The following is a 10,604-nucleotide window of genomic DNA, read 5'->3' as shown; positions in this document are numbered from 1 at the left end:
TGTTTAACCAGCTCTTTGACGGCAGGAAATTCCGCTGCCTGACTATAGTAGATAATTGTAGCCGCCAATCCCCAAATATCCGGGTTGGCCAGTCACTAAAGAGAGGCGAAGATGAAACCGCACTAGACGGTCCCAATATCATTCTCTCCCGCTCGCTGCGTAACATGCCTCTTATCCTGAACTTAGCTATCCATCTGCACCAGCACCTTAATAATACCCGTCTCAGGATTCAGCCAACACTCAAACTCCTGGGCCACTTCATCAAAATCCACCCGGTGCGTGATATAAGTTGTGGGGGAAACCATTCCTTTTTTTATCGATGCAATCACATGCTCAAAGTCATCGCGAGTAGCGTTGCGGCTGCTCATAAGCGAGGCCTCGCGCTTGTGAAACTCGGGGTGGCTGATGCAAACTTCGCCTCTCTGTAACCCTATCAGTATATAGCGCGCGCCATGCGCCATATACCGGAATGAGTTATTGATCGCCTTTTGATTGCCGGTGGCATCTATAACGACAGTAGGCATGTCGCCCTGCGTGATACGTTGCAATTGTGCCTCCACATCGGAAGCATCCGCATGAATGGTATATTTAATACCTAATTTCTCTTTGCAAAACGCCAGGCGTGCCTCGTTTTTATCCAGCGCTATTACGTTGGCCCCGGCAATTCGAGCAAATTCCATCGTGCCCAGACCAATAGGACCGGCGCCTACCACTAACACAAATTCTCCGGCTTTTACGGCTGCCCGCCGCACGCCATGCGCCCCGATGGCAAGCGGCTCTATCAGTGCCAGGGCATCATAGCCAAGGCCTTCACCGTGCACAAGGGCAGCGGAAGGGACGGAGATATACTCTGCCATACCGCCATCTATATGCACTCCGCACACCTGAATGCTGGCACAGCAGTTAGGCTTGCCAGTGCGACAGGCAATACAGTGGCCACAGTTAAAATAGGGAATAAGCGTAACAGCCTCTCCTTTCTGAAAGCCGGTCGCATTATCGAAGTCAACTAACTCCCCCGCTAATTCATGGCCCAGAATGCGTGGATACGAAAAAAAGGGCTGCGTCCCCTCAAAAGCATGCAGGTCTGTGCCGCAGATACCCACTCGCTTTATCTTGATGATAGCGCAGCCTTTAGCGGGCTTTGGTCTTTCTCCCACAGCGTACTCCAGTTTGCCGGGGGTAGTGCATATAAGTGTTTTCATTTTTCCTAAGCTTAACCGTTCACCATGGCCCTGTCCAGGTGCACATATCCGCCATCTACGTGAATAAGCTGCCCGGTGGTATGGCTGGACCGAGCTGACAGTAAAAAGACCGTAGTGTTGGCGATCTCCTTCGGGGATGTCATTCTGTTTCCCAGCGGAATTTTGCTTGTGATTTCCTTCAGCTTCTCCTGCGGATCAGGAAGTGTGTTGATCCACTTTTCATAGGCCGGGGTCCAGCTTTCAGCCACGATGATGGCGTTTACCCTGATGCTGTACCTGGCAAGCTCTACTGCCCACTCCCGCGTCAGCGCGTTGCGGCCGCCATTGGCTGCCGCGTAGGCAGAGGTACCGCCCTGTCCGGTTTCGGCGGTTTTAGAACTGATATTAACGATAGCACCCTTCGACTCTTTTAAGGCGGGCAGGGCATAATGGGCCAGCAGATAATAGTGCACGAGGTTATTATGCAGCGAGATCATGAACTTTTCATAGCTGGCGTTCTCTAACCCCACGCCGTCGTTGACACCAGCATTGTTGACCAAGCCATCGATTCTGCCGTACCGGTCTGCAGCCGCCTTCACTGCTTTCTCACACTGTTCCGGCTTCGAGAGTTCTGCCGCTATCTGGAACGCCTGCCCGCCCTCTTGCTCTATCTCTGCTACAGCCCGGGCATTATCCTGCGCGTCTCTGCCTATAATCACGGGAATGGCTCCCTCCGCGGCCAACACATCCGCAATGCTTCTGCCGATACCCTTCGCACCTCCCGAAACAATGATCACCTTGTTTTCTAGTTCTAAGTCCATGTGTTGTCCTTGTGTAAAGTTGTAAAACGATGCAGAGCTCCCACAAAGAACCACGTCCCGGTTTGCTTTGCTGAAGGCTGAGCAATACGCCTGCACAAGCGTATTGCTCTGACTAGCGAAAAGCAAGGCTGCAGGATTCCCGATGCCCAGCCACTATCATAAACTTTCATATTTGTGATTTGGACTACTTGTGTTATAATACCCGACACTCACAGTGTATCTATGCCAAATGCTTGAAGGCAAACAGAGAGGCTTGGTATAAGTCCTTTGTTTTGCTATAATCCAAAGTAATAGCTACTTTAGGATAGTTTTGACCCGGAAGTTATCCTATAATTGTTGCATATTATCTTTCTTGATATACGGTATTGCCAAACTTAGATTTCCAACTATGAAACCTCAGTTTCTCAAAGTCGCGATTGGGCCCACAAGTTCTTTTAGGATACACCAGAACATGATCCCCTATATGAACAACAGGTGGCACTTTCATCCGGAAGTGGAGCTAATTCAGCTGCACAAGGGAAGTGGCATGCAGTTCGTAGGGGACAGCATCAGGCGCTTTAGCCCTGGTGATATCGTGCTGATAGGATCTAACCTGCCGCACTTCTGGAGGTACGACCATACACCCCTGGATGATGACAACACGGTGGCATATTCCACTGCAATTCATTTTGCGGTTAACTTCTGGGGAGACTGCTTTTTAAACATCCCTGAGAATAAACAGCTGAAGGAGTTGCTGAACGACGCTAAGCGAGGTATTCTGATTTCTGGCGCGACTGGGAGAAAAATAGGGAAACTAATGCAGAAGGCCGACCAGGCTATGGGAGTACAGCGTGTAATCGCCCTGTTGAAATGCCTGGTGGCCATAGCAAATGAAAGTCAGCTCATAATGCTCTCCTCCATGGGCTTTCAGGCGGACATAGCCGAAACAGAGAATGAACGTTTAAATGCTATTTATGAGTACACCCTCTCGCATTTCAAGCAGAAAATTACCCTAGAAGAGATTGCGGATATAGCCGGCTTGATCCCAAATTCCTTTTGCCGCTATTTTAAGGATATGACCGGCAAGACTTTTTCCCGGTTTGTAACTGAGATACGGGTGGGATACGCCTGTAAACTTCTGGTTGACAACAAGATGAGCATCAAGCAGCTTTGCTACGAGAGCGGGTTCAGTAACTTTAACAGCTTTCATAAAAGCTTCAAGCAAATCGTGGATAAAACGCCGCAAACCTATCAGAAAGAATACCTGAAGATAAATGCGTAAATAAAACGGGCAAAAGAGCTTTGCACACCATCTGCAGATTTTACCAAAGCCTCAGAACATGGCGCTCCTGTGACAGGAAGTAAGTAATAGAGTTAAGTAGTTCTCCGATGTGGAAATAAAAAGCCCGTAAATCGTTGATTTACGGGCTTTTAGTTGATTTTGGTATTGCTACCGGCAGACTGGAAGGGACTACAGTCGAACACCTTATACCTCTATTAACATTTTTAGATAGCTTGAAAGTATCATAATCAGGCTTAAGGGGGCATCTCAAATGGTTGATTTTAAGCTAATTAAATCATAATAGCCTCTTTAATGCCTCTTATGGATCAGTAACTTCTATATGAGAGCCCTTACCTTACTCCAATAATTTTTTTCTTTCAATCCGTTTTTTGGCTTCTACTAAAATACTGTGTATCTTTTTTTCTAATTGCCTCTTGGATGGTAACTCTGTCCAGTATTCAGCTACCATTATACCGTCTTTGTGCATTTCCAGTAATTCTATCTGTTCCCTGCTGCTCTCGGCACAAAGTATTAAGCCTACTGGGGGCAATTCCCCCTCTTGCTTTTCATATCTATCCAACCATTTTAAATACAGCTCCATCTGTCCTTTATGTTTGGCTTCAAACTTACCCAGCTTTAGTTCTATGGCTACTAGCCGTTTTAAATTACGGTGGTAAAATAGCAGGTCTAAATGAAAATCCTCTCCATCTATTATCATTCTTTTTTGGCGTTCTACAAAGGCAAAACCTTTGCCCAATTCTAATATAAAGGCTTCTAACTCCCTTAAAATAGCCTCCTCTAAGTCCTTTTCCAAGTAAGAGTTTTGTAGCCCTAAGAAATCCAAAAAATAAGGGTCTTTGAAATTGTTGTATATAATGGGATTATTACTTGTATTTTGTAAATTGGCTATGCCTGTTCGCTCAAAAGTTTTGGTTGAAATTTGTTTGCGTAAATCTCTTACGCCTAATACTTGGGCGGCTGCGGCTTGGGCATAAAATAATTTTGCTTCCTGGTTTTTTAAGGGCAATAATTCTACAAAATGCGACCAACTCAATTTTTGTGAAAGCGGCACGACAATTTCAACATCGGTGAATTGCTCGGCAAACTGCATCATTCGCCTTAAATTTCTTAACTCAAAGTTTCTCCCGTATTGAGCTTTCAATTGTGTCGACAGTGTCGACACAATTTGTTTTGAATATTCAGCCCGTTTGTTTTGCAGGATTTCTTTGTTGATGCGGGTACCAATATGCCAAAAAAGGATAGTAAGAGTACTATTGGCCTGTGCGACCACTTGCTGCTGGCTTTGCTCAATAAGCTGGGAAAGCTCATTAAACAAAATTTGCTCGGTAGGTGCTATATTTTTTGTTTTTGCCATTGATAAAAATATTTGATTAAATTAAACTATACATGATCTCTTAAAAGCCTAAAACTCACTTGCTAAAAACACAAGTTAAACAGGGCTAATTACCCTTTTTTAATAACCAAATGCCCTAATCCCGGATCGTTTAATATCCGCTCTATTTCAGATTGAATGATGTCCTGCACATCCTGCTTGATCTGTAGGTAATTCCGCTGCACCATCGCATTGTCTAACTTACGGATAACCGGAATTTCTCTATAATTATTCTGCTCCTGTTTCAATGCTGCGTGGTCATTTAATATCTCACAATTAAATGCTTTCAGTTCAATTTTACAGTCCGGATCATCTGCAACCATACCTACAAATTCACCTGACGAAAGAGCTGAAATTTTAGATGGTGGTATAGCTGACTCCAGTTGCTTGGAACGACTAATGGAAGTATCTGCACTGTTGATAGAAAGACTTTCCCTGTCCTGCATAATTTTTCCAAAACGGTCGGAGAGCTGTTTAGCAGTATCTCCTGTAACCTGTCCGCTAATGATATTGCCGGTTATATTCATTATTACATCGGCCTGTTCCTTGCCATAATCTTTACGTAGCTGGCTAAAATCCTGAACGCCTAAACAAGTTGCTACTTTATTGCTCCTTGCAGTTGCAATCAAACTGTCCATATTATTCAAATAAATGGTCGGGAACTCATCAAATACCAGGCTGCTTTTCTGCTTTCCTTTTTTGTTCACCAGCTTAACCAACCTTGTCACATAGAGCGATAAAACGGCTCCATAAATCTGTATCTTTTGCGGGTTGTTTCCCATGCAGATAATTTTCGGTTCCTGGGGATTGTTTATGTCTAAAGTAAAGTCGTTACCTGACAATACATAGTATAACTGCGGGGACGATAATCTCGCCATCGCTACTTTAGCAGCGGCTATCTGACCTTCCAGTTGCTCCATGACATCATTAAGATAGGCATTGACAAACGGGTTGATTAACACCTCTATTTCTTTCTCCGTTCGCAGAGCCGTAAACAAGCTGTCATAATCCATTTGCATTAATTCAATAACGTGTGGCAGGGTGCAAAATTCGCCATCCTTATACTTTCTCAAATACCAGATGATAGCGGTCAAAAAATTAATCGGTGATTCTACAAAGAAGTCACCCTGCCGTTTGATCCATTCACGGTTCAATCCCATCAGAATGGTGCGGGCAGATTCGGCAGCATCCGTAATGTCCGACATGGTTTGGTGATCGAGTGGATTGCAACGATGACTGCGGGTTAAATCATCAAAATTGATCACAAAGAATTGGGGTGGTATAGGGTATTTACTCTTATATTTTAACCAAGTGTTGTAAACAACTTTGGAAAGGTCATCGAACTTAAAATCATACACGAACATGGTAAACCCTTTGCGGATATGCTGCGTGATAACATGTCGAATGACAAAGTAAGATTTACCTGCACCAGGTGAACCCAATACTATCAGTGCCCGGAATGGATTGATAATATTGATCCAGCTATTGCGTGTTTTATTTTTCAAAGCGTAACGGGCTGGCAGGTTAATGGAATATTCATTTTCCAACAGCCGTTCTTCCTGCGGAAAGGTTTCATTTTCTTTATTGAAAATATCTTTATTATTAAGCCTGCTCTTTATAATCCTGGATAATAATGTGCCCCCTGAAAGCACCAATAAAAAGCCAACAGAAGCCAGTCCCATATAAATCAATGCTACCTCTGTTATTTTTATTTTCAACAGCAAAGACAGGTAGCTAAAGAAATAGATCAGCAAGCCCGTAATGATATAAGAAAAGGCAGTTTTGTAGTTTAATTTTTCATCTTTCCTGCCTTTGGCTCCAATAAGAGAAATAACCAGAAATCCTAAAGCAATCAGCTTCGATTTATGGAAATTACTAAATAATCCGGTGTTTCTGATATTACCCAGCAGACGGTCTGTGAAGCTGCTACTGAACTGCCACTCATGGAATGCAGCATAACAGTAATAATAGAAATGTATCACTAAAATAGTGATGCTGATCAGCCGGGTCATATCCAGAATTTTCCTCAGCGCCTGTTCGTTCTCTCCTGTCTGCATAACCGTAGTTTTATAATTATTGGTTGTTATTCCAATTCTTTCTTTTCTTCTTTCTCCTGTTCTTTCTTAATTGGTAGGGTAAATAATCTGATGCTTGTTCCGGCTGCATTAGTGCATCAAGTGCATTCCCAATTTCAGGAAGGGATGTAGTAGTCTTCTGACCATTTTGATTGGTCTTGGTTTCTGCCACAGAAGCGGTAGCCTGTGGTTGTAACCCAATAGGTTTTTGAGCGGAATGCGGGAGCAAATTCTGCTCAGAAACTGCCTTTTGCTGGCATCGTTCCAGGATAGCCTTCGCACTGTATTGTTTACCTAACGCACTGCCATTAAAAACGCATTTGGTCTGGTGGTCAACATAGGTGATACCGTAAATAATACCGTCCGAATTTTGCCGTAGAACGGTATAGATACCTTTCTTTTCCAATGCACTGATTAATCCCTGAACCAGCAAAGCTTTCTCTTTGTGCAGAGCTAAATCAATAGCATTTTTTACCCTTGCTTTATTGGGTTGCCGTGAAAGCTCGTTTGAGGCAAATCTTTCTTCTAAAAATTTAAGTGTAGGTTTATTATAAAAGTCACTGGCTTTGATAGGCACACCTACCTTTTCACCTTTCTCGTCCAATATCCGGTAAGTCAATCCATTGTTCTGATATACTCTTGAATTTTCATTGCCCCTATCTGCAATCACATTGTATTGCTGCAACACAGCATTTAGTTCTGGCAGGCTGGTATATTTGTAATTTTTCAGTACAGCGTCAAGCACATTGGTGATGGCTCTTTTAGTTTCACTTCGCCCATATTGCACCTTCTGAACATTGACTGGTTTAAGCTCCCATGCCTGCTGCTGTTTACTATCTTCTGCCTTCAAAAGACCAAAAGCTATTTCAATTTCTTTTCTCGCTTTTTCGGATTGATTTTTCCCCAGGTTATGCAGCTCAATTCGCTTTCCGTCTGCTTTAATATTGGTGGTTACAATGTGTACGTGTGGGTGGCCGCTATCATGGTGCTGGTACAATAAATAAGGCTGTTTTGCAAAGCCGATTTTCTGCAAATAAGTATATGCAATTTCCTTTAAAAGTTCTTCAGAAAGCTTTTCCGAAGGGTCAAAATTGAGCGAAATATGGACGCTGTTCACTTTTGTTCTGACGTTTAAAGCAGCCTGATTTTGCAGCCTGCTCAGCTTCTGATAAAAGTTTAAATGCTCCAAATCTTTGGGGTAATGAACGGCAGCAAGGCAGATGGCAACCTGCTCTTTTACCTTCTGTTCATTATAATTTAAAGCGTTGCGAAGGCTGTTGCTTGAATGTATTACTGCAACCATTCGTCTGCTATTTTATTGATACGATTTTTGATTTCATCTACCTTGTTGAGCAGGATTCTTTTTTCCAGTTCATAGGTAATAATCCAGTTCTTAAACTCTGCAATTTGCCCCAGTGTATGCAGCTTTTTCACTGCCTGATTGAAGTTGTTCCCGATGCTGTTCAGCTCTGTTCTAAGCTGCATCATCTCTGCCATAAAGTCATCCAGGGATTGGTTCCGCTGATAGACTGTTACAGGCTTATTAAAAAGCAAGCAACGAACATACTCGCTTAGTTTTCCAGATGTGCTGTTCTTGCACCTCTTCTCAATCTGCTCATATTCTGCCGAGGTGAGCCTTAACCCGATAATACGGGTCCTGAATGTTTTTTTCTCTTCCATCACTAATCATTTTCACGTTTGCAATCTTACATTTCACTGTCTTTCACCAACCGCCCCGACTTCGGAGGGATAGCGGCCAGATCCGGTTGTTTAACAACCGTACATCTGGCCGATTGCTGAAAAGAGGCAATCTTACAGCCTTTGTTAAATCTCTTGTAAGTTCTAAATCTTAAAGCCATCGTTAAACCAATTCTGCAACCGTTCTAATAACTCATATTATTGGCCTATGACAAGGATAAAATCTCACTTCAACTTATGTCCTAATTTTTTCCTTTGAGGTTTTTCAAGGTTCATTAACCAATTATTAAAGTCTTTATGATGCTGGTAAAGGAGACTTTCATCTTTGTATTTATCACTTAAGGACAAGGCATAACGACTGTAATTTTGTCCTGTGGTATCACGGTCTAAATAAAGCCGAATGGCTTCATGCTGCTCCATAAACGGACGAGCTTTTTCAAAGAAGGAAGCGGAATTTAAAATCACGAAATCACTTTCCTTATTACCCTGATTTTTGTGGATAGCCTTGAAGGAAAGGAAGTCGGTAAACCCTTCAAAAACGGCAGCCTCTTTTGCGCCATTATTAATTGTGGTAATATCCTTCGGTGAACTGCTGGCTTTGAAATAAGGGTTGCGCAGTTCATAGCCCCCGGAGTCATTTTTAAAGCCGATGCCATAGAAGATTTTATTATTCAATTCATATCGAACCTCTCTACAGAATTGTTCCGAAATTTCAACAGGAATTTTTCTTTGTTCCAGGTAACGCAGTAAGGCAAACGAACTGAGGTTAAAATCCTGGAGAATGTTTATCTTATGATCTGCAATTACTTGTTCTTCGGGATGCCGGGAATGAGGCTTTTGAAAAGAAAGATCACTATTTAATTTTTGCAGAAATTCACCGACAGTGCAATTGTGATATAAGATGGCAAAGTCAACAAGATTACCTCCTTTTCCCAAACCATGATCGTACCAACGGTTCAGCTTCCTGTTGACCTTAAAAGAAGGCGTTTTTTCGTCCCGTAAAGGGGATAAATACCAATAATCTGTGTTCCTGATTTTTGCAGGCTCATGGCCTAGCCCGGACAGGTAATCTACCATGTCCATTTCTTTGGCCTCATTGATAGAAAGCCCTTGTTTTCTGAAATCCATAACCGCACATTTTCAATTTCACTATTCAGATACTATGCGAAGTTAAACATGAAGTTTGGGTTCTACCTATCCTCATCATATTTTGATGAGGATAGTTTCAGTAAAGGTGTATATTTTTGTAGCATATAGTTTTAATTAAAATCGTGTAGATATGCTTACAACAAATGATATAGCCAAGGTATATGATACCATATTGAGTATCCCTGGCATGAATGAAACGGTGAAGATTGATTTAAGAATCTCGCGAAAAAATGTTTTGCTGCTGAATAGTGTTATAGAACGTGGTCTGAAAGTGAAAGATGATGACAAATCATCAAACCTACTAAACAGTGTACCTCAGGAAACCTTGCAGGAGTTAAAAGCTTTAGCAGGAGATTGTCTGCAAAAAGCCGGGTTGATAGAGCTTAATGAAAAATTGACTTCTTTAGGCAGCTGAATAATCAAATCCAGGATAACGGCTGTTTGCGGTCATAACAATTTATTTAGGTTAAATCATTCACCGTTGTAGCCTGTAAAAAACAAGCGCAGGCAACAACTTACTTTAGGCAACCCAACAGCAGGACATAAGTGGAGAACGCCCACGCTATAGCATGAGCGTTCTCCACTTATGTCCTGCTGTTGGTGAAATTCCTATAAATATAAGGGAATAAATGAGCAGTTTTGCTGCTACCTCGTAAAAATATCAACGTATGGAAAGTAATGTATTGTCCTGGAATCAAGCTTTGGAAAAAGGAAATGAGCCCCGATTATATTCCTATTTGGCTGCAAATATTCCCTTGGGAGAATATGAGGCAAAGTTAGATTTTAAGGTATGGCCAAGAAAAACATCAGGCATCTGTTGTTATTTTACACAAATGGATACCGGTGTAAAATTTCAATTAACAGTATATCGGAGACAAAAAGATAAATTATACATGATAGAAGATTGTGACATTGATTTCAAAACAGCAAATTATCCTGCTTATTATCACATAAAAGTTGGTTTAAACAGCAAAGGAAATATAACTTTTAAACACGCAGTTGCTTCTCCATATTCATGAATGGGTA

At 42.2% G+C, this 10,604-nt stretch carries 10 protein-coding genes; 3 read left to right on the top strand and 7 right to left on the bottom strand.

What is annotated here, in order from left to right; all coding sequences use genetic code 11:
- Positions 1-182: 182 nt before the first annotated feature.
- Positions 183-1,202 carry a zinc-binding alcohol dehydrogenase family protein gene (locus tag I2I11_RS03070; RefSeq protein ID WP_196266171.1) on the bottom strand — a complete coding sequence of 340 codons (1,020 nt, stop codon included), beginning with the start codon at positions 1,200-1,202 and terminating at the stop codon, positions 183-185.
- Positions 1,203-1,213: 11 nt separating this feature from the next.
- The gene (locus tag I2I11_RS03065; protein ID WP_196266170.1) at positions 1,214-2,002 is read right to left on the bottom strand and encodes an L-fucose dehydrogenase; all 789 of its coding nucleotides are present in this window, start codon (positions 2,000-2,002) and stop codon (positions 1,214-1,216) included.
- Between the two features lie 463 nt (positions 2,003-2,465).
- On the opposite strand from I2I11_RS03065, the gene I2I11_RS03060 reads away from it, so the two are divergent.
- Positions 2,466-3,263 carry an AraC family transcriptional regulator gene (locus I2I11_RS03060; RefSeq protein WP_230679854.1) on the top strand — a complete coding sequence of 266 codons (798 nt, stop codon included), beginning with the start codon at positions 2,466-2,468 and terminating at the stop codon, positions 3,261-3,263.
- 355 nt (positions 3,264-3,618) lie between these two features.
- On the opposite strand, the gene I2I11_RS03055 is transcribed toward I2I11_RS03060, so the two are convergent.
- From I2I11_RS03055 to I2I11_RS03035, 5 genes are all read right to left on the bottom strand, one after another.
- Entirely contained in the window at positions 3,619-4,638 is a 1,020-nt protein-coding gene (locus I2I11_RS03055; protein ID WP_196266168.1) for a PDDEXK nuclease domain-containing protein, read from the bottom strand.
- Between the two features lie 89 nt (positions 4,639-4,727).
- Positions 4,728-6,713 (bottom strand): conjugal transfer protein MobC, encoded by a 1,986-nt coding sequence (gene mobC, locus I2I11_RS03050; protein ID WP_196266167.1) that lies wholly within the window; start codon positions 6,711-6,713, stop codon positions 4,728-4,730.
- Between the two features lie 16 nt (positions 6,714-6,729).
- The gene (locus tag I2I11_RS03045; RefSeq protein ID WP_196266166.1) at positions 6,730-8,034 is read right to left on the bottom strand and encodes a relaxase/mobilization nuclease domain-containing protein; all 1,305 of its coding nucleotides are present in this window, start codon (positions 8,032-8,034) and stop codon (positions 6,730-6,732) included.
- A complete protein-coding gene (locus I2I11_RS03040) occupies positions 8,022-8,411 on the bottom strand; it encodes a plasmid mobilization protein (protein WP_196266165.1) in 390 nt (129 codons plus the stop codon). Before I2I11_RS03040 ends, I2I11_RS03045 begins: the two co-directional genes overlap by 13 nt.
- Positions 8,412-8,654: 243 nt before the next feature.
- On the bottom strand, positions 8,655-9,557 hold the full coding sequence (locus I2I11_RS03035; RefSeq protein WP_196266164.1) for a toprim domain-containing protein: 903 nt from the start codon (positions 9,555-9,557) through the stop codon (positions 8,655-8,657).
- 151 nt (positions 9,558-9,708) lie between these two features.
- Here I2I11_RS03035 and I2I11_RS03030 point away from each other — a divergent pair, with 151 nt between their 5' ends.
- Positions 9,709-9,993 carry a hypothetical protein gene (locus I2I11_RS03030; RefSeq protein ID WP_196266163.1) on the top strand — a complete coding sequence of 95 codons (285 nt, stop codon included), beginning with the start codon at positions 9,709-9,711 and terminating at the stop codon, positions 9,991-9,993.
- Between the two features lie 253 nt (positions 9,994-10,246).
- Complete coding sequence (locus tag I2I11_RS03025; RefSeq protein WP_196266162.1) at positions 10,247-10,597, top strand: hypothetical protein; 351 nt, start codon at positions 10,247-10,249, stop codon at positions 10,595-10,597.
- The last annotated feature ends 7 nt before the right edge of the window (positions 10,598-10,604 follow it).

Source organism: Pontibacter rufus, assembly GCF_015694705.1.
GTDB lineage: Bacteria > Bacteroidota > Bacteroidia > Cytophagales > Hymenobacteraceae > Pontibacter > Pontibacter rufus.
Note: the sequence above shows the minus strand (reverse complement) of the source record. Positions and strands in the feature narration are given on the sequence as shown.

Bases quoted from the DNA above. Each gene is read 5' to 3' on its own strand.
- I2I11_RS03070 (WP_196266171.1), bottom strand. From the start codon at position 1,202: ATGAAAACACTTATATGCACTACCCCCGGCAAACTGGAGTACGCTGTG.
- I2I11_RS03065 (WP_196266170.1), bottom strand. From the start codon at position 2,002: ATGGACTTAGAACTAGAAAACAAGGTGATCATTGTTTCGGGAGGTGCG.
- I2I11_RS03060 (WP_230679854.1), top strand. From the start codon at position 2,466: ATGAACAACAGGTGGCACTTTCATCCGGAAGTGGAGCTAATTCAGCTG.
- I2I11_RS03055 (WP_196266168.1), bottom strand. From the start codon at position 4,638: ATGGCAAAAACAAAAAATATAGCACCTACCGAGCAAATTTTGTTTAAT.
- mobC (WP_196266167.1), bottom strand. From the start codon at position 6,713: ATGCAGACAGGAGAGAACGAACAGGCGCTGAGGAAAATTCTGGATATG.
- I2I11_RS03045 (WP_196266166.1), bottom strand. From the start codon at position 8,034: ATGGTTGCAGTAATACATTCAAGCAACAGCCTTCGCAACGCTTTAAAT.
- I2I11_RS03040 (WP_196266165.1), bottom strand. From the start codon at position 8,411: ATGGAAGAGAAAAAAACATTCAGGACCCGTATTATCGGGTTAAGGCTC.
- I2I11_RS03035 (WP_196266164.1), bottom strand. From the start codon at position 9,557: ATGGATTTCAGAAAACAAGGGCTTTCTATCAATGAGGCCAAAGAAATG.
- I2I11_RS03030 (WP_196266163.1), top strand. From the start codon at position 9,709: ATGCTTACAACAAATGATATAGCCAAGGTATATGATACCATATTGAGT.
- I2I11_RS03025 (WP_196266162.1), top strand. From the start codon at position 10,247: ATGGAAAGTAATGTATTGTCCTGGAATCAAGCTTTGGAAAAAGGAAAT.